Annotated in this window: 15 protein-coding genes; 10 read left to right on the forward strand and 5 right to left on the reverse strand. The window is 66.3% G+C overall.

Annotated elements, in window-relative coordinates:
* Positions 1–45: 45 nt before the first annotated feature.
* The gene (locus NTD82_RS28120) at positions 46–1,443 is read right to left on the reverse strand and encodes a purple acid phosphatase family protein (protein WP_262131087.1); all 1,398 of its coding nucleotides are present in this window, start codon (positions 1,441–1,443) and stop codon (positions 46–48) included.
* Between the two features lie 384 nt (positions 1,444–1,827).
* On the opposite strand from NTD82_RS28120, the gene NTD82_RS28125 reads away from it, so the two are divergent.
* From NTD82_RS28125 to NTD82_RS28145, 5 genes are all read left to right on the forward strand, one after another.
* Positions 1,828–4,314, forward strand: coding sequence for a TonB-dependent receptor (locus tag NTD82_RS28125; RefSeq protein WP_262131088.1), 2,487 nt, complete (start codon positions 1,828–1,830; stop codon positions 4,312–4,314).
* A gap of 61 nt (positions 4,315–4,375) precedes the next feature.
* Positions 4,376–6,277, forward strand: a complete 1,902-nt coding sequence (locus NTD82_RS28130) for a phytase (protein WP_262131089.1) — start codon at positions 4,376–4,378, stop codon at positions 6,275–6,277.
* Between the two features lie 78 nt (positions 6,278–6,355).
* On the forward strand, positions 6,356–7,072 hold the full coding sequence (gene tolQ / locus NTD82_RS28135; RefSeq protein WP_262131090.1) for a protein TolQ: 717 nt from the start codon (positions 6,356–6,358) through the stop codon (positions 7,070–7,072).
* A 13-nt stretch (positions 7,073–7,085) separates the two neighbouring features.
* Positions 7,086–7,529, forward strand: a complete 444-nt coding sequence (locus tag NTD82_RS28140; RefSeq protein ID WP_262131091.1) for an ExbD/TolR family protein — start codon at positions 7,086–7,088, stop codon at positions 7,527–7,529.
* A gap of 2 nt (positions 7,530–7,531) precedes the next feature.
* On the forward strand, positions 7,532–8,356 hold the full coding sequence (locus NTD82_RS28145) for an energy transducer TonB (protein WP_262131092.1): 825 nt from the start codon (positions 7,532–7,534) through the stop codon (positions 8,354–8,356).
* A 40-nt stretch (positions 8,357–8,396) separates the two neighbouring features.
* Here the strand turns inward: NTD82_RS28145 and NTD82_RS28150 are convergent, their stop codons facing one another.
* A complete protein-coding gene (locus NTD82_RS28150; protein WP_095155251.1) occupies positions 8,397–9,011 on the reverse strand; it encodes a Yip1 family protein in 615 nt (204 codons plus the stop codon).
* A 445-nt stretch (positions 9,012–9,456) separates the two neighbouring features.
* Between NTD82_RS28150 and NTD82_RS28155 the strand changes: the two genes are divergently transcribed.
* The 5 genes from NTD82_RS28155 (at position 9,457) to NTD82_RS28175 (ending at position 14,696) form a co-directional block, all read left to right on the forward strand.
* Positions 9,457–10,680, forward strand: coding sequence for an SfnB family sulfur acquisition oxidoreductase (locus NTD82_RS28155; protein ID WP_262131093.1), 1,224 nt, complete (start codon positions 9,457–9,459; stop codon positions 10,678–10,680).
* A gap of 9 nt (positions 10,681–10,689) precedes the next feature.
* Positions 10,690–12,063, forward strand: a complete 1,374-nt coding sequence (locus tag NTD82_RS28160) for an LLM class flavin-dependent oxidoreductase (RefSeq protein ID WP_262131094.1) — start codon at positions 10,690–10,692, stop codon at positions 12,061–12,063.
* Positions 12,060–12,725 (forward strand): methionine ABC transporter permease, encoded by a 666-nt coding sequence (locus tag NTD82_RS28165; RefSeq protein ID WP_095155248.1) that lies wholly within the window; start codon positions 12,060–12,062, stop codon positions 12,723–12,725. The genes NTD82_RS28160 and NTD82_RS28165 overlap by 4 nt, the downstream gene beginning before the upstream one ends.
* Before the next feature lie 70 nt (positions 12,726–12,795).
* Complete coding sequence (locus tag NTD82_RS28170) at positions 12,796–13,572, forward strand: MetQ/NlpA family ABC transporter substrate-binding protein (RefSeq protein ID WP_095155247.1); 777 nt, start codon at positions 12,796–12,798, stop codon at positions 13,570–13,572.
* 122 nt (positions 13,573–13,694) lie between these two features.
* Positions 13,695–14,696: a methionine ABC transporter ATP-binding protein gene (locus tag NTD82_RS28175; protein ID WP_262131095.1), complete on the forward strand. Its 1,002-nt coding sequence runs from the start codon at positions 13,695–13,697 to the stop codon at positions 14,694–14,696.
* 81 nt (positions 14,697–14,777) lie between these two features.
* On the opposite strand, the gene NTD82_RS28180 is transcribed toward NTD82_RS28175, so the two are convergent.
* The 3 genes from NTD82_RS28180 to NTD82_RS28190 are packed head-to-tail and all read right to left on the reverse strand — an operon-like array spanning position 14,778 to position 17,920.
* Positions 14,778–15,626, reverse strand: coding sequence for an amidohydrolase family protein (locus NTD82_RS28180; RefSeq protein WP_262131096.1), 849 nt, complete (start codon positions 15,624–15,626; stop codon positions 14,778–14,780).
* Positions 15,623–16,759, reverse strand: a complete 1,137-nt coding sequence (ssuD, locus tag NTD82_RS28185) for an FMNH2-dependent alkanesulfonate monooxygenase (protein WP_262131097.1) — start codon at positions 16,757–16,759, stop codon at positions 15,623–15,625. Before ssuD ends, NTD82_RS28180 begins: the two co-directional genes overlap by 4 nt.
* Positions 16,760–16,819: 60 nt before the next feature.
* On the reverse strand, positions 16,820–17,920 hold the full coding sequence (locus NTD82_RS28190) for a sigma-54 interaction domain-containing protein (protein ID WP_262131098.1): 1,101 nt from the start codon (positions 17,918–17,920) through the stop codon (positions 16,820–16,822).
* Positions 17,921–17,925: the final 5 nt, after the last annotated feature.

Below are 17,925 nucleotides of genomic sequence, written 5' to 3' on the forward strand. Positions count from 1 at the left end.
CCAGGCCGGGCCCGCCCAGCGTGCCCGACCGATATCACAACGCTGTTACAGACTCTTGTCCCGCGACTTGCACGGCAATTGGTCCGGGCCTTGTGCGCCGTTGCAGAAGCGCTCCGCCGGCAGTTGTCTGGCCGGCTCGCTCAGGCGGTTGCGGCCCTGCTTGTCGCGGGTCAGGTCGAAGGCGTCATACAGCCGCCCGCTGGCGGTGAAGCTGCGCACTTCCAGGCGCGAGGCGCCGACTTCGACGGTCTGGTAGAGCTGGGTTTCCTCGGCGCTGCGGTCAGGCTGCTGGCGCGCGCGGTCGTTGACGCCGTACATCTTCGAACCGGCCACCGAGACCATGTACACCGGCCCCTGCACCTTGCCGGCGGCGCGTGCCTGTTTCGCCGCGGCGCGACCGTTTTCGTTGCTCAGGCGGCTGTAGCAGTGGTCGTGGCCTTGCAGCACGAGGTCCACCGAATAGCGTTCGAACAGCGGTTTCCACGCGGCTTTCAGCGGTTCGGTGTCTTGCGGGCGGGCGCAGGTGAAGATCGGTTGATGGGTGACCACCACCTTCCAGCGCGCCTTGCTTTCCTTGAGGCGCTGTTCCAACCACTGGCTTTGCTGGTCGAGGGTGTTCAGGTCGAGGGCGGCGGTGCCGTCGAGGACGATAAAGCGCACGCCCTGGTAGTCGGTGACATAGGTGGTGCTTTCCAGGCCGGCCACGCCGTTGTTCGGCAGGGCGAACTGTTTTGCCCAGTGCGGGCCGAGGGTGCGGCCTTCGCTGCCGTCGGGGTTGAGGCTGTCGAGGTACTCGTGGTTACCGGCGGCCACCACCTGCGGGACGCCGGCGTAGTGGAAGCCGCCGGCCTGGTTCCATTCGCCCCATTCATCGTCATGCACCAGGTCGTCGCGCTGCGAGGTGAGGTCGCCGGCATGCACCACCAGCGCCGGGCTGGCGGTGGCGTGCAGGGCCTGGCGGACGCTGCGCGAGGCGATGGACAGGATGTCGTTCTGGGTGTCGCCGAGGTAGATGAAACGGAACGGCTTGAAGCCTTCGGCGGCGGTGCGGAACTGCAGCCACTCGCTCCAGCCCTCGGCGCCCTTGACCCGATAGACATAGGCGCTGTCCGGTTGCAGGTCGCTCAGGCGAATCTGGTGGTAGAGCGCCGCGCCGTTCTCGGTGTCCAGCGCCTGGCTGTTGCCTTCCAGCAGGCGGGCGCGTTTCTCCAGTTGCGGGCCGTCCAGCGCCGGCGCCAGTTGCAACTGGCTGGCGTCCTGGCGGGTGTCGGTGCGGAAGGTCACGGCCATTTCCCGCGCCGGGTTGGCGCCGGGAGTCAGCACGATCCGGTCGGCCAGGCCGCTGGCGGCATAGGGCGCGCCGGGGGAGTGGGGCAGCGGGTCGGCAACGGCATGGCCGAGGCAGGTGGCGAGGGCGAGGGCCAGCAGGCTCAAGCGGGACATGAAAGATCCTTGATCGATGGGTAGTGGCGGCCAAGGAAACAAAGGCGAATGACGGTTGGGTTACAGGGGAGGGGGTCTATTTGGGTGGTGGCAGATGTGAAAAATATGTTGGTTTTTTGCGGGATCTGTTCGGGCCTCATCGCTGGCGAGCCAGCGCCCACAGGGTTCTGAGCATGCCCGTACCGTGAGGGAGCTGGCGTGCCATCGATGAAGCGCTATTCCCCAAGGAGGTCATTTCAGCCCAGAACACCGGCAAAATCCGGTAAAAAAGCCCCGATCCGACCGACACGAAAATCCCTGTCACAGATCTGCCACACACCACCCCTAGCGTGCCCTGCAGTTTCCGCCCCGACGTGGCGGATGGACTTCAGGGGGAGCGTTATCGTGGTTACCGTCAAGCCCGCAGACAACCGTCGGCGATTCAAGATCAGCCTGTTGAGCCTGGCCATTGGCGCCAGCCTGCCGGCCTTCGCCGAAGACAAGGTCGAGCACGTCAATGTGGTCGGTCAGGCCGCCAGCATGGACCAGGGGCTCAAGGAGCAGAAAGCTTCGGACACCGTGCGCAGCGTGGTCCACGCCGACGCCGTCGGCCAGTTGCCCGACGACAACGCCGCCGAAGCCTTGCAGCGTATTCCCGGCCTGTCGGTGGAGCGCGACCAGGGCGAAGGCCGCTTCGTCAGCGTGCGCGGCATCGGCCCTGACCTCAACAGCGTGACCATCAACGGCACCCTGCTGCCGGCCCCGGAAGGCGATCGCCGCGCCGTGGCGCTGGACGTCCTGCCCACCGAGCTGGTGCAGTCGCTGTCGGTGGTCAAGACCCTGACCCCGGACATGGACGCCAACTCGCTCGGCGGCACCATCGAGGTGGAAAGCCTCTCGGCCTACGACCATCCGGGGCTGTTCTACACCGTCAGCGGCGAAGCCAGCCACGACAAGAACACCCGCCAGGACAGCCCGAAATTCTCCGGCGCCTTCAGCAACAAATTCAGCCTCGGCGACGGCATCGACAACTTCGGCGTGGCCGCGGCCTTCAGTTGGCAGCAGCGCGATTTCGGCTCGGACAACGTTGAAACCGGCGGCGCCTGGGACTTCGAAGACGGCCAGCCGCGCCTGGAAGAAGCCGAGCAGCGCGACTACCGCATCCGCCGCGAGCGCACCGGTGCCGGGCTCAACTTCGATTACCGGCCGGACGATTTCTCCAGCTATTACCTGCGCACCCTCTACAGCCGCTTCAAGGACACCGAGACGCGCAACGCCGCCGGCATCGAATTCGAAGACCCGCAACTGTCCGGCGAGCGTGGCGACGGCGAAGGCTGGCGCTCGCTGAAGTCCCGCGAAGACACCCAGGAAATCCAGTCCTACGTGTTCGGCGGCGAACGCCTGATCGACGCCTGGACCCTCAGCGGCCAGGTCGGCTACAGCAAGTCCAGCGAGAACGATCCCGGCGGCATCGCCAGCGCCAAGTTCGAAGGCGACTTCGCCGACGTCGGCTTCGACGGCACGCGCAAACCGCGCCTCAGCACCGGTTCGGCCTTCTACGATCCGCAGGCGTTCAGCCTCGACAAGGTGGAGTGGGAGAAAGCCAACTCCAGCGACGAGGAAAAGAACATCCGCTTCGACCTGGCCCGCGACTACGAACTGAGCGGCAACAGCGCCCAGGTCAAGTTCGGCGCCAAGGCCAGCCGCCGCGACAAGCGCAGCGACACCGACGTCTGGGTCTACGACGACTTCGACGACATCACCCTCGACGGCTTCCAGAGCGGCAAGGTCGATTACGCCCTCGGCAACTTCGGCAACGGCATCAGCGCGGGCGCCATCAAGGACCTGATCGGTGGCCTCGACCGCAACGCCTTCTACGACGAAGAAGAATCGCGCATCAACGACTTCCAGATGAGCGAAGACATCAACGCCGCCTACCTGATGAACACCCTGGACGTGGACGCCTGGCGCTTCATCGCCGGGGTCCGCTACGAGGGCACGGAGTTCGAAGCCAAGGGCACCGGCCTGCGCGACGGCGAATACAGCCCGACGCAAAGCCGCAAGCGCTACGACCACTGGCTGCCGGGGCTGCACGCCCGCTACCAGTTCACCCCGCAGACCCAGTTGCGCGCGGCCTGGACCCACAGTGTGGTGCGCCCGACCTTCGGCCAGTTGGCGCCGGGCTTCATGATCGATGACAGCGAAGGCGAGGCGAGCTTCGGCAACCCGGACCTCAAGCCGCTGGAGTCGATGAACCTCGACCTCGGCATCGAGCATTACCTGGGCCGCGCCGGCGTGCTCTCGGCCTACGTGTTCTACAAGGACATCGACAACTTCGTCTACAACACCGACCTGGCCGGCAGCGGCGAGTGGGTCGACTTCGACGAAGCCAAGACCTACGCCAACGGCCAGAGCGCGAAACTCTACGGCCTCGAGCTGGCCTATTCGCAGAAATTCGACTGGCTGCCGGCGCCGTGGAACGGCCTGCTGCTGGGCGGCAACCTGACCCTGAGCAAGTCCCGCGCCGAGATCGACGGCCAGGGCCTGAGCCGGCGCATCGACCTGCCGAACCAGTCCGACACCGTCGGCAACCTGACCCTCGGCTGGGAAGACGAAAAACTCAGCCTGCGCCTCGCGGCCAACTACAAATCCAGCTTCCTGGCCGAAGTGGCCGCGGTGGATGACAAGGCCCATGACCTGTACGCCGACGACCAGTTGTTCGTCGACTTCAAGGCCGGCTACTTCCTCACCCCGGACCTGCAACTGACCTTCGAAGCGCAGAACATCACCGACGAGTCCTATTACACCTACACCGGACGCCGCTCGTTCAACTCCCAGTACGAAGAGTACGGCCCGACCTACAAGCTCGGCCTGACCCTGACCCACTTCTGACCGCTTCGCCCGCGCCGCTGCCCTGATGGGCAGTGGTGCGGGCTGCCCATGAGAACCGCACATGTTCAACGCACGACCCTACACCCTGCTGAGCGGCCTGTTGCTGGCCATGGCCGTGGCCCAGGCCTCGGCGCAACCGGCGCTGAGCCTCGGCGAGCGCCTGCCCGGCAGCCCGGAAAATGCCCGGCTGCTGGCCAACGATGTGTTCTGGCCCGGTGCCGACCGCCTTGTGGCCGGCAAGCACGGCCTGCAACTGCTCAAGGCCGACGGCCAGGTGCTGAGCCAACTGGAAGGCCGCTTCAAGGGCCTCGACCAGCGCCTGGTCGACAACGGCCTGCTGGTCGCCAGCCTCGACACTAAACGCCAGCAGGCGTTGCTGGTCCGGCTTCAGCGCGACAAGGGCTGGAGCACGCCGCTGTACCTGCCCAAGCGCGATTTCGCCATCGAGGGCCTGTGCCTGTACCGCGACAGCGCGCGCAACAGCTTCGTCTTCCTGCTCGGTGCCGAGGGCGTCGGCGAGCAGTGGCTGGTGGCGAGCGATGACCAGCCGCTGGCGGCCGCGCAGCGCGTGCGGGGCTTGAGCCTGCCGCCCCTGAGCGAGTATTGCCAGAGCGACGACACCAGCGACAGCCTCTACGTCAACGAAGAAAACCTCGGCCTGTGGCGTTATGGCGCCGCCGCCGAAGCGCCGTTGCAGCGCCGCCCGGTGGACCTACGCGCGCCCTTTGGCGGCATCGGCAAACGCAGCGCCGGCATGGCCCTGGTGCCGGGCGGCCTGCTGGCGCTGGACCCGGTGAGCGCGACCCTGCACCTGTACCGCCAGACCGGCATCACCTGGCAGGCCGAGGCGGTGCTGCCGCTGGCGGAACTGAAAACGCCCGAGCAACTGAGCGTGCGCCCTGATGCCAAGGGCCTGGAACTGTTGATCGTCGATGACGAAGGCCAGCGCCGTGCGCGCCTTGACTGGACCTTGCCTGTCGTCACGCCGGCAGCGGCCATCCCGGTATTGCCGGCGCAAGTACAGACCGAACCGGTACCGAGCTTTGGCGACGCCGCCGACGACCCGGCAATCTGGGTCAACGCCGCCGACCCGGCGCGCAGCCGGGTGCTGGGCACCGACAAGAAGGGCGGGCTGCTGGTCTATGACCTGCAAGGCCGGCAATTGCAGGACCTGCGTATCGGCCGGGTAAACAACGTCGATGTGCGCAACGGCTTCCACCTGGGTGACCGCGAGGTCGATCTGGCGGTGGCCAGCAACCGTGACAACAACAGCCTGCACGTCTTCGCCATCGAGCCGCGGACCGGCGAGGTCAGCGTGCTCGGCGAGGTCGCCACGCCGCTCAAGGACATCTACGGCCTGTGCATGTTCAAGGACAGCGGCGGCGCGCTGTACGCCATCGCCAACGACAAGGACGGCAGCTTTCTCCAGTACCGCCTGAGCGCGCCAGCGGGCGAGCTGCGCGGCGAACTGGTGCGTCGCTTCGCCACCGCCTCGCAACCGGAAGGCTGTGTCGCCGACGACCGTGGCCAGCGCCTGTTTATCGGCGAGGAAGACAAGGCGGTCTGGGCCCTGGATGCCCGCGCCGACGCGCCCGCCACGCTGGAGAAAGTGATCGGCGTCGGTGGCCCGATCAAGGCCGATATCGAAGGGCTGGGTTTCTACCAAGGCAAGCAGCGCGATTACCTGGTGATTTCCAGCCAGGGCAACGACCGCTACGTGGTGATCGAAGCCAGCCCGCCGTACCGCCTGCGCGGGGCTTTCAGCATCGGCCTCAATGCCGCGCTCGGCATCGACGGCGCCTCACAGACCGACGGCCTCGACCTGACCTCGGCCAACCTCGGCGGCCCCTGGAGCCAGGGCCTGCTGGTGGTGCAGGACGGGCGCAAACGCATGCCCGAAGGCCGGCAGAACTTCAAGTACATCGGCTGGAGCCAGATCGCCGAGGCCCTGAAGCTCGACTGAGCGACTGTCATCATCCGGCAACACGCCGGACATCAAATCGAGTGATCGCCCCGCCGACGCGGGGCCAAGGAGCAAGACATGCAAGCTGCAACCGAACACATGAGCATCTGGGGCTTGGTCAGCGACGCCAGCCTGGTGGTGCAGGCCGTGATGCTGTGCCTGGTGCTGGCCTCGTTGCTGAGCTGGTACCTGATCGTCCAGCGCGGGGTCAGCCTGCGTCGCAGCGAGCGGCAGTCCGACGCGTTTCTCCAGCGTTTCCGCGCCAGTGGCGACCTGGCCCTGCTGTACCGCGAAAGCCAGGCCAAGGGCCGCGATGGCGAAGAGGAAACGCCGCTGCAGCGGATCTTCGTCGATGGTTACCAGGCGTTCTCGCAGTTGCAGCGCCAGCCGCAGATCGCCAGCGACAGCGTGCTCGAAGGGGTCGAGCGCAGCCTGTACGTGTCGCTCGCCGAACAGGACGAGCGCCTCGACCAGGGCCTGGCGTTTCTCGCCACGGTCGGGTCGGTCAGCCCGTATATCGGCCTGTTCGGCACGGTGTGGGGAATCATGAATGCCTTCCTCGGCCTGTCCCAGGTGCAGCAGGCGACCCTCAACACCGTGGCGCCCGGCATTGCCGAAGCGCTGATCGCCACCGCTATCGGCCTGTTCGCGGCGATTCCGGCGGTGATGGCCTACAACCGCTTCAGCGCTCGCGGCCAGACCCTCAGCGCGCGTCAGTACAGCTTTGCCAACGAATTGCAGGCGCGCTTGCACAAACGCCTGCACTGCACCGCGAACATCGCCGCGGTGGCCTGAAAGGAGCGTCCCCATGTTGGTCAAACCCCAGCGCAAACACGCCGCCAAGGCGGAAATGAACGTAGTGCCCTATATCGACGTGATGCTGGTTTTGCTGGTGATTTTCATGGTCACCGCGCCGATGCTGGTGCAGGGCGTCAAGCTCGACTTGCCCAAGGTCGCCGCCCAGGCGCTGCCGGCCGACAGCGAGCGGCAAGTGCTGACCCTCTCGGTGAAAAACGATGGCAGCTTCTACTGGAACCTTGGCCCCGACCTGAAGATCGAGGGTCAGAGCGACAGCGCCGTGAGCCTTGAGGATATGCGCGACAAGGTCGGCCAGATCATTGCCCTGCGCGGCGACACCCAGGTCTATGTGCGCGCCGACCATGGCGCCGACTATGGCCGGGTGGTGGCGGGCATTGCCGAATTGCAGCGCGGGGGTGTGACCAGCCTCGGGCTGATCACCGAGGAGCCTTGAGCATGAGCAGCCTGAGCCTTGCGCTGCCGGTCAGCGCGCCGTCCTTCAACCTGCCGCGCTGGCGCGGCCATGTCGGCGCGGCGGGCATTGCCGTCGCCCTGCATGCGGCGCTGGCGGTGGTCTTGCTGGGGCATGACTACACGCCGCGCTTGCCGACGCCGGTGGTGCCGGTGATCACCACCCAGTTGATCAGCCTGCCGCCGTCGGCGCCGGTCGAGCCGCTGGCGCCACCGCTGGCCGTGCCCGAGCCCGCCGCCGCGATCGAGCCGCCACCACCACCGCCGCAAGTACTGACGCCGCCAGCCCCGGTACCGCCCAGCGCGGCCGAACTGGCCTTCAAGCGCGAGCAGCAGCGCGAAGCCGACGTGCGCCGTCAGGAACGTGTGGCCGAGCAACAGCGGCGTCGCGACGAAGCCCGGCAGCGCGAGGACCAGGCGCGCGCGCAACAGGAGCAAGCGGCACGCGAGGCGGCCGAGGTGCGGGAGACACAGCGCCTGGCCACTGAACGGCGTGCCGCGGATGAACGCGCCCGCGCCGCGGCCGCCAGTTCACAGTACCTGCCCATCAGCAAACAGGCCCCGGACTATCCGCAGCGCGCGCTGGACAAAGGCGTGCAGGGCGATTGCACGGTCAGCTACACCGTCGACACCTCAGGCCGGGTCCGCGATCCGCGCGTGCTGGACGGTTGCCACCCGTGGTTCGCCCAGCCCTCATTGCAGGCGGCCAGGACGTTCAAGTACCAGCCCCGAGTGGTCGATGGCCGGGTCGTGGAAGTGCCCGGCGTGAAAAACACCTTTCACTACAGCATCGAGCAAGGGGTGAGGTAGGCAGGCGATGCAGGCGCGAGCTTCGCGAGCAAGCTCGCTCCTACGGCAACGTCGCCGGGCGCAGGTACTCGGGCTCCAGCACGTTGAACCAGAACAGGATCATGTTCACAAGGATGGTCACCAGCACCAGCAGGCCAACGCCCCAGACCGAGGCGGCGTACAGGAAGCCGCGGTCCTGGGTCAGGCGCATGAACTTGGGCAGGCCGACGAACAGCAAGTAGGTGGCGTAGGCCCCGGCCGCGCCGAGGGCCGCCACCGCCAGCCAGCGATTGGGATAAAGCCCGGCGATGCCGGCGAGGAAGTACGGCGTGGTGGTGTAGGCGACGAAACCGATGCACTGGTTCAGCGTCGGCCGGGCGTCGAAAGTGCGCGACATCCAGCGGATGAACCCGCCCATGATCATGGTGCCGAGCAGGGTGGTGACGTAAAGCAGCACGCTCAGTTGCAGGCCGCTGGCGACGCTGACCCTTACCCGGTCGGCGTCGGCCAGGCTCCAGCCGGTCCAGGTCACGCCGATGAACAGACACACCGCCGGCAACAGCGCCCACAGCAGCAGGTGCGGCAGGTAGTGGCGGGGTTGGCGTTCTTCTTCGCTGCGGATATCCACCCAGGCGTAATCCGGGTGAGTCATGAGTTTGACGAAATGAGCTTTCATGGCGGCAGTCTCCTGTTCGCGCCCGGTGCGCGAGGGTCCTGAACATTGGAGGCAGCGGTTTTTCCAGACGTTCAGTGTTTGTCCTTGCCAGGCGCCGTACGGTCGTGGCGAGTGCCCGGGCGGCCGCCCATCGCCGACAAGCCGGCTCCCACCGGTCCGGCGCAAGCCTTGATAGCTGCATTGATCCCTGCAGGAGCTGGCTTGCCAGCGATTCATGGGCACCGCAAAAACCACGGCATGCGCGCCTGACCATCGCTGCCGCACTCTGATGATGTCCCCCACCCAACTGTTCACCCACCAACACCTGCCCAACACTTTGCTGTCCGGCAGTCCTTTCCGGCTGTCTTGAATATTTCCTAACCGGCTGAAAACAAAGGATTTATGCCGTTGGCATGGCTTGTGCTCTAGCCCTTGATATCCATGTACTCAGGACCAAGGAACATCCATGTCCACACCTGCCGTTTCCGCCCACTACGACATTCGCCAGCCGGATGCGCATCTCATCCGCGACGACGCCGAAGCCATCGCCGTCGCTCACCGTATCGCCGCGCTGCTGCGCGAGGGCGCGTCCGAGCGTGACCGCACGCGCCAGGTGCCGGCCGATGTGGTCGATGCGTTTTCCAACAGCGGCCTGTGGGGCATCACCGTGCCGCGCAGCTACGGCGGAGCCGAGGTGTCGTTCGCGACGCTGGCCAAGGTGATCGCCATTGTCTCCGCCGCCGATCCGTCCCTCGGCCAGATCCCGCAGAACCATTACTGCCTGCTGGAAGACATCCGCCTGCAAGGCAGCGAAGAGCAGAAACGCTTCTTCTTCGATCTGGTGCTCAAGGGCCATCGCTTCGCCAATGCGCTGTCGGAAACCGGCGGCAAGACGGTGCAGGACATCCGTACCCGCCTGGTCACTGAAGGCGACGGCTACCGCATCGACGGGCGCAAGGGCTATTGCACCGGCTCGCTCTACGCCCACTGGATCGGCGTGCTGGCCCTGGACGATCAGGACCGCGCCCAACTGGCGTTCGTCCAGCGCGGCACGCCGGGTCTGGTGGTGGTGGATGACTGGGACAGCGTCGGCCAGCGCACCACCTCCAGCGGCACGGTGATCGCCGACGGCCTGCGGGTGCCGGCCTTCCACCTGTTCGCCAGCTACCGCTCCTATGAAAGCCCGACCCTGGCCGGCCCGTTCGCCCAGTTGACCACCGCCGCCATCGACGCCGGCATCGGCCGCGCCGCGCTGGACGACACCATCACCTTCGTCCGCGAGCACGCCCGTCCGTGGGTCGATGCCCAGGTGGAAAAAGCCGGCGACGACCCGCTGACCATCATTCAAGTCGGCTCGCTGGAGATCCGCCAGGAAGCCGCCGAAGCCTTGCTGGAACGGGCCGGCTGGGTGCTCGACGCGGCCAAGCCGGCGCCGGACGAAGACAACGTCGCCGCCGCCTCGGTGGCCGTGGCCAAGGCCAAGGTGCTGACCACCGAAGCCGCCATCGAAGCCACCAACCGCTTGTTCGAACTGGGCGGCACCCGCTCGTCGCTGGCCAAACACAATTTCGACCGCCACTGGCGCAACGCCCGGGTGCACACCCTGCACGACCCGGTGCGCTGGAAGTACCACCTGGTCGGCAACTGGGCGCTGAACGGCATCAAGCCGCCGCGTCACGACTGGAACTAGGGTGCGGCCATGTCCAAGCAGATTCGTCTCAACGCCTTCGCCATGAACACCGTCGGGCACCTGTCGCCCGGCCTCTGGCGCCATCCCCGCGACCAGTCGCGGCGCTACACCGATATCCATTACTGGGTCGAGCTGGCGAAAACCCTGGAGCGCGGCCGCATCGACGGCCTGTTTATCGCCGATGTGCTGGGGGTCTATGACGTCTATGGCGGCAACGCCGACGCGGCGCTGAGCAGCGGCGCCCAGGTGCCGGTCAATGACCCGCTGCAACTGGTGCCGGCCATGGCCGCGGCCACCGAACACCTGGGCTTCGGCGTCACCGCCTCGGTATCGTTCGAGCACCCGTTTCCGTTCGCCCGGCGCATGTCCACCCTCGATCACCTGACCCAGGGCCGCGCCGGCTGGAACATCGTCACCTCGTACCTGAGCAGTGGCGCGCGCAACCTCGGCCAGCGTGAGCAACTGTCCCACGACCAGCGTTATGCGCTGGCCGAGGAATACCTGCAGGTCTGCTACAAGCTGTGGGAAAACAGCTGGGAAGAGGACGCCGTGCGTGCCGACCGCGACAGCGGCGTGTATGCCGATCCGGCCAAGGTCCACGGCATCGACCACGACGGCACCTACTTCAAGGTGCCCGGTTTCCACCTCTGCGAGCCGTCGCCGCAGCGCACCCCGGTGCTCTACCAGGCCGGCGCGTCGAGCCGTGGCCGGGCATTCGCCGCGGCCAATGCCGAATGCGTGTTCGTCGCCGCGCCGAGCAAGGCGGTGCTGAAGAAACAGGTGGACGAGTTCCGCGCCGCCGCGGTTGCCGCCGGGCGCGCAGCCGACGATATCGTCATCCTCGAACAGCTCACGGTGATCGTCGCCGAGACCGACGAGGCGGCCCTGGCCCGTCTGCGCGAGTACCGCGAGTACGCCAGCGCCACGGGCGCGCTGACCTTGATGTCGGGCTGGACCGGGATCGACTTCTCCCGCTACGACCCGGAGCAGGTGCTGCGCGAAGTGCCGAGCGACGCCATCCAGTCGGCGGTGGAAGCCTTCACCCGCGCCGACCCGAGCCGCACCTGGACCACCGCCGAAATCGCCGATTACTGCGCCATTGGTGGCGACGGCCCGGTGCTGGTGGGTTCGGCGCAGACCGTCGCCGACCAGTTGCAGGAGTGGGTCGAGGCAACCGGTGTCGATGGTTTCAACCTGGCCAGCGTGGTCGCCCCGGAAACCTTCGTCGCCGTGGTCGATCTGCTGGTGCCGGAGTTGCAGGCCCGCGGCCTGTTCAAGCGCGAGTACGCCGAAGGCACCTTGCGCAACAAGCTGTTCGGCCAGGGCGACCGCCTGCGTGCGCCGCACCCGGTTGCTGCGCTGCGTCGGGAGGCCGGCCAATGAATGAGCTGCTGGTCAACCTGAACTGGGGCGAGGTCGGCCAAGCCAGCCTGGAAACCCTGAGCATGCTCGGCGCGGCGCTGGCCTTCACCGTGCTGCTCGGCCTGCCGCTGGGGGTGCTGCTGTACCTCACCGGGCAGCGCCAGTTGTTGTCCAGCCCGCTGTTGTACCGCTGCCTGTCGCTGGTGGCGAATGTGCTGCGTTCGCTGCCGTTCATCATCCTGCTGATCGTGCTGATCCCGGTCACCACGCTGATCACCGGCACCTCGCTGGGGGTACGCGGGACCATCCCGCCGCTGGTGGTGGGCTGTACGCCGTTCTTCGCCCGGCTGGTGGAAACCGCGCTGCGCGAGGTCGACCGCGGGCTGGTGGAAGCCAGCCAGGCGATGGGCGGCAGCACCTGGCAGATCATCCGCTACACGCTGTTGCCGGAGTCGCGCACCGGGCTGATCGCCGCGGTCACCGTGACCGCCATCGTGCTGGTGGACTACACCGCGATGGCCGGGGTGATCGGTGGCGGCGGCCTGGGTGACCTGGCGATCCGCTTCGGTTACCAGCGTTTCCAGACCGATGTAATGGTGGTCACCGTGCTCTTGCTGATCCTGCTGGTGCAGGCCCTGCAAATGAGCGGCGACCGCCTGGTGCGGCACTTCACCCGCCGCTGAAACACCGTTTTGCCCAACCCGGCCCCACGTTCGCCCGACGACGGCCAATCCCATCCCAAAGGAGCACACCATGTTCAAGCAGTCTCTGGCGGTCCTGGCCGCCGCAATCATCAGCCTGTCGGCCCATGCCAACGAAAAACTCGTCGTCGGCGCCACCCCGGTGCCCCACGCCGAGATCCTCGAATTCGTCAAACCGGCGCTGGCCAAGGAAGGCGTGGACCTCGACATCAAGGTCTTCACCGACTTCATCCAGCCCAACCTGCAACTGGCCGAGAAAAACCTCGACGCCAACTACTACCAGTACCGGCCGTTCCTCGATGACTTCAACAAAAGCCGCCACACCGACCTGGTGCCGGTGGTGGGGGTGCACATCGAACCGTTCGGCGCGTATTCGACCAAGATCAAAGACCTCAAGGACCTGCCCGACGGCGCCAGCGTGGCGATTCCCAATGACCCGGTAAACACCGGTCGCGCCCTGGTGCTGTTGCACGAGGCCGGGCTGATCAAACTCAAGGACCCGAGCAACACCCTGGCGACCCAGCGCGACATCGCCGAGAACCCGAAGAAACTGAAGATCCGCGAACTCGAAGGCGCCTTGCTGGCCCGTGCGGTGAACCAGGTGGACCTGGCGTTCGTGTTCGCCAACTACGCCCTGGAAGCCGGGATCGACACCAACAGCGCGCTGATCGTCGAGAAGGGCAAGGACCTCTACGTCGAGTACCTGGTGGCGCGGCCGGACAACCTGCAAGACCCGGGTATCCAGAAACTGGCCAAGGCGCTGAACACCCCTGAAGTGCGCAACTTTATCCTGACCCGTTACAAGGGTCAGATTGCGCCGGGCTTCTGATCTTTCGGGGCACATCGCGAGCAAGCTCGCTCCTACAGAACTCCACATTACTGTAGGAGCGAGCTTGCTCGCGAAAGGCCATCAGCCCCCCCATGGTGCTCAACTAATCAGGTGTTCAGACCGTGACCCGCTTCTCCCAGGAAATCCTCGCCTCCGTCATTCCTCTGCAACTACGCGGGATCGGCAAACGCTACGGCGATCTCACCGCGCTCCAGGACATCGACCTCAGCGTCCAGCGCGGTGAAATCTTCGGCATCATCGGCCGCAGCGGCGCCGGAAAATCCTCGCTGCTGCGCCTGATCAACCGCCTCGAAACCCCCAGCGAAGGCCAGGTGCTGATCAACGGCCAGGACATTGCCGCCCTGACCACCACGCAACTGCGCCCGCTGCGCCGGCAGGTGGCGATGATCTTCCAGCACTTCAACCTCATGGCCACCCGCACCGTCGCCGAAAACATCGAACTGCCGCTGCGCATGGCCGGCGTGCCGCCGTCGGAACGGCTACGGCGGGTCGATGAACTGCTGCAACTGGTGGGCCTGGTCGAGCGCCGCGACGCCTACCCGGCGCAATTATCTGGCGGACAGAAACAGCGAGTCGGCATCGCCCGCGCGTTGGTGCTGGAACCGCAGATTCTGCTGTGCGACGAAGCCACCTCGGCGCTCGACCCGGAAAGCACCCAGGCGATCCTGCAACTGTTGCGCGACATCAACCGGCGCCTGGGCCTGACCATCGTGCTCATCACCCATGAGATGGAAGTCATCCGCGACCTCTGCCACCGCGTGGCGGTGCTGGAGCGCGGACAAGTGGTCGAGCAGGGCGAAGTGTGGCGGGTGTTCGGCGATCCGCGGCATGCCGTGAGTCGGATTCTGCTGGCCGGCTCCGAGCATCGCGACGACAGCGCACGGGGCGCCGAGGGTGAGGTGTTGCTGGATCTGCATTACACCGGAGAGCGTGGGCTGGAGCCGGATCTTGCGGCATTGTCGGCGGCGTTGCCGGGATTGCGCCTGGTGCAGGGCGGGGTGGAGCGGATCCAGGGGCGGGCGCTGGGGCGGTTGCGGGTGGCGGTTGGCAAGGTGGACCTGGAAAAACTCAGCGCGCTGGCGGACCGGGTAGAACGAATCTGACCGGGCGCATCGCGAGCAAGCTCGTTCCTACAGGCAGGTGGCACAAATTCCTGTAGGAGCGAGCTTGCTCGCGAAGGCCTGTCACACCAGATTCAAAACCCTGGCCGCATTGCGGTAGAAGAACTTCTCCACCACGTCATCCTTGAACCCGAGCCGCTGCGCATCCTCGATGCTCTGCCCGATCGGGCGGAAGGTGTACGAGGAGCCGAACAGTAACTGGTCCGCCAGAAAGCCATTGGCCGCTTGCACATACGCTTCGCTACCCGCCTGGAACAGGTACATGTCCGGCAGCAGGTGGATGTTCTCGTAGCGGAACGCCACGCCGATCGCCTGTTGTACGTTCGGCCAGTAGCCATGGCTGGCGACGATCTTCAGTCCGGGAAACGCCCGGGCCACCGCGGCCAGGCGGCCCGGGTCGTTGTAGGCCGTGTCCGGGGTGGTCGGGCCGCTCATGATGAACAGCGGCACGCCGCGCGTTTGCAGGTGTTCGTAGATCGGCCAGTACAACGGGTCATCGGCCTGCCGCGCCGGTTCAGCGAAGCCCGGCTCGAGGTCGATGGCCAGCAGGCCAAGGACGTCGATGGCGCGGTCGATCTCGGCAATTGCGCCTTCGATACCCTGCAGCACCGGCTCCACCGCGCCCACACCGATCAGTTCGGCGTGGCCGTTCACCACGCTGTGGATCAGATCGTTGGACAGGTGCTGGGACGGCGTGTGCCGACCCACCACCGCAGCCTTGTACAGCCCGGCCTCGCGCACCTCGCCGAGGAAGCCTTCCTGGGTCAGTGAGCGTTCGAAGTGGTTGTCCGCGCCACGGGTGCCGACGCGGCGGTTCAGCCAGCGCGCGGTGTCGTGTTCCGGCGAGCCGGGCACGCCGCCGAAGAACGGGTGCAGAAACGCCGGACGGCAGCGCAGGTCGATGATCTTCATGCCGCCTGCTCCTTGCCTTTGCCGGCGCGGATATCGAACGCGCCGCCGGTGAAGGCGCCGTCCACGGTGACCTTGCCCTTGCCCGGCAGCAGGGGGAAGACCAGTTCGGCGAAGCGGTAGGCTTCTTCCAGGTGCGGGTAGCCGGAGAGCACGAAGCTGTCCACGCCCAGGTCGGCGTATTCGAGCAGGCGTGCGGCAACGGTTTGCGGGTCGCCGACCAGCGCGGTGCCGGCACCGCCACGGACCAGGCCGACTCCAGCCCAGAGGTTCGGCGCCACTTCCAGTTTGTTGCGGTCGCCGCCGTGCAGCGCGGCCATGCGCCGCTGGCCTTCGGAGTCCATCTTGGCGTAGTTGGCCTGTGCCGCGGCGATGGTGTCTTCGTCCAGGTGGCTGATCAGTTCGTCGGCGGCGGCCCAGGCGGCTTCGTTGGTTTCCCGCACGATGACGTGCAGGCGCACACCGAAGCGCACGGTGCGGCCATGTTTGGCGGCGCGGGCGCGGACATCGGCGATCTTCTCGGCCACCGCTGCCGGCGGCTCGCCCCAGGTCAGGTAGGCATCGACATGCTTGGCCGCCAGTTCATGCGCCGCCGGCGAGGAACCGCCGAAATACAGCGGCGGGTAGGGTTTCTGCACGGGCGGGAAGAAGTTCTGTGCGCCTTCCACCTTGAGGTGCTTGCCTTCGAAATCGACGTTCTCGCCTTCCAGCAAACGGCGCCAGATGGTCAGGAATTCGTCCGAGGCTTCGTAGCGTTCGTCGTGCTTGAGGAACACGCCATCAGCGGCCAGTTCGGTGGCATCACCGCCGGGCACCACGTTGAGCAGCAGGCGGCCGTTGCTGGCCTGGTCCAGGCTCGCGGCCTGGCGCGCCGAGGCGGTGGGGTTGCCCAGCGACGTGCGCAGGGCCACCAGCAGTTTGATCCGCTGGGTCACCGGCACCAGGCTGGCGGCGGTGACCCACGGGTCCAGGCAACTGGCGCCGGTGGGAATCAGCAGGCCGTCGTAGCCGAGCTGGTCGGCGGCCACGGCGATCTGCCGCATGTAGGCATTGGTCGCCGGCCGGCCACTGGCCGAGTGACCGAGGTAGCGGGTGTCGCCGGAAGTCGGCAGGAACCAGAAAATATCGAGACTCATCAAATTGTCCTCATTGCCATCGTTGATAGGGGCACGCGTGGCAGCGGTGTTTCTAGGAATTCAGATCGACAGATTGATCACCCGGCCATCGAAACCGCCCGGAGCGGCACGACGTTTGTTCACCACCAGTTCGCCGATGCGGATCAGGTGGGTGCGGGTGATGTTGCGCGACAGGCCCAGCAGTTGCGCGGTGTGGACCTGGTTGTAGTGACAGAAGCGGTAGGCCGCGCGCAGCAGCGCGTCCTCGACCTTTTCGTGCAGCCCTTCACCCTGTTCCTCGAACAGTCGCAGCAGCGCCCGTTGCAACAGTTCATCGGCGCTTTCCTCGCGCGGACGGCTGCTGGCCTCGCGCTCGATGCGCAGGTTGGACAGGTGCAGGTCTTCGGCGCGGATCACCTTGTCGCGGCAGATCAGCAGGGTGTGGTGGATGACGTTTTCCAGCTCGCGGATATTCCCCGGCCAGTCGTAGCTGGCCAGGCGCTGGCGGGCTTCCTCGCTGAGGCTGACGTCGGCATAGCCGAGACGCCGGCTGTATTCGGCGATGAAGTGGCGGGCCAGCGGCAGGATGTCGCCGGGGCGGTCGCGCAGCGGGTGCAGTTGCAGGCTGACCACGTTGAGCCGGTAGTACAGGTCTTCGCGGAAATGCCCGGCGTTGATGGCCTTTTCCAGGTGCACGTTGGTCGCCGCCAGCACCCGCACATTGATCGGGATGCTTTTGCGCGAGCCCAGGCGCACCACTTCACGTTCCTGCAGGACCCGCAACAGCTTGACCTGGATCGGCATCGGCAGGTCGCCGATCTCGTCGAGGAACAAGGTGCCGCCGTTGGCTTCCTCGAACCAGCCGGCCTTGGCCGCCAGGGCGCCGGTGAAGGCGCCTTTCTCATGCCCGAACAGCTCGGCCTCCACCAGCGATTCGGAAAACGCGCCGCAGTTGACCGCCATGAACGGACCGTTGCGCCGCCCGCTGAGGTTGTGGATGTGCCGTGCCACCAGCTCCTTGCCGGTCCCGGTCTCACCGATGATCAGCACGCTGGCTTCGCTGGGCGCGACTTGTTGCAGGTGGGCGAGCAGCGCCTGCGAGTGCGGGTCTTCGAAGACCTGCGCGGTGGCGCGGATCGAGGTGGCCAGGGCCGGGGACGGGGGCAGGGTCAGCAGTTGCATGGACG

It is taken from the genome of Pseudomonas sp. 5P_5.1_Bac1, assembly GCF_025466015.1.
Lineage (GTDB): Bacteria > Pseudomonadota > Gammaproteobacteria > Pseudomonadales > Pseudomonadaceae > Aquipseudomonas.

Coding starts and splice junctions, on each gene's coding strand:
- NTD82_RS28120 (WP_262131087.1), bottom strand. CDS start 1,443: ATGTCCCGCTTGAGCCTGCTGGCCCTCGCCCTCGCCACCTGCCTCGGC.
- tolQ (WP_262131090.1), top strand. CDS start 6,356: ATGCAAGCTGCAACCGAACACATGAGCATCTGGGGCTTGGTCAGCGAC.
- NTD82_RS28190 (WP_262131098.1), bottom strand. CDS start 17,920: ATGCAACTGCTGACCCTGCCCCCGTCCCCGGCCCTGGCCACCTCGATC.
- NTD82_RS28155 (WP_262131093.1), top strand. CDS start 9,457: ATGTCCACACCTGCCGTTTCCGCCCACTACGACATTCGCCAGCCGGAT.
- NTD82_RS28165 (WP_095155248.1), top strand. CDS start 12,060: ATGAATGAGCTGCTGGTCAACCTGAACTGGGGCGAGGTCGGCCAAGCC.
- ssuD (WP_262131097.1), bottom strand. CDS start 16,759: ATGAGTCTCGATATTTTCTGGTTCCTGCCGACTTCCGGCGACACCCGC.
- NTD82_RS28140 (WP_262131091.1), top strand. CDS start 7,086: ATGTTGGTCAAACCCCAGCGCAAACACGCCGCCAAGGCGGAAATGAAC.
- NTD82_RS28160 (WP_262131094.1), top strand. CDS start 10,690: ATGTCCAAGCAGATTCGTCTCAACGCCTTCGCCATGAACACCGTCGGG.
- NTD82_RS28180 (WP_262131096.1), bottom strand. CDS start 15,626: ATGAAGATCATCGACCTGCGCTGCCGTCCGGCGTTTCTGCACCCGTTC.
- NTD82_RS28150 (WP_095155251.1), bottom strand. CDS start 9,011: ATGAAAGCTCATTTCGTCAAACTCATGACTCACCCGGATTACGCCTGG.
- NTD82_RS28145 (WP_262131092.1), top strand. CDS start 7,532: ATGAGCAGCCTGAGCCTTGCGCTGCCGGTCAGCGCGCCGTCCTTCAAC.
- NTD82_RS28170 (WP_095155247.1), top strand. CDS start 12,796: ATGTTCAAGCAGTCTCTGGCGGTCCTGGCCGCCGCAATCATCAGCCTG.
- NTD82_RS28130 (WP_262131089.1), top strand. CDS start 4,376: ATGTTCAACGCACGACCCTACACCCTGCTGAGCGGCCTGTTGCTGGCC.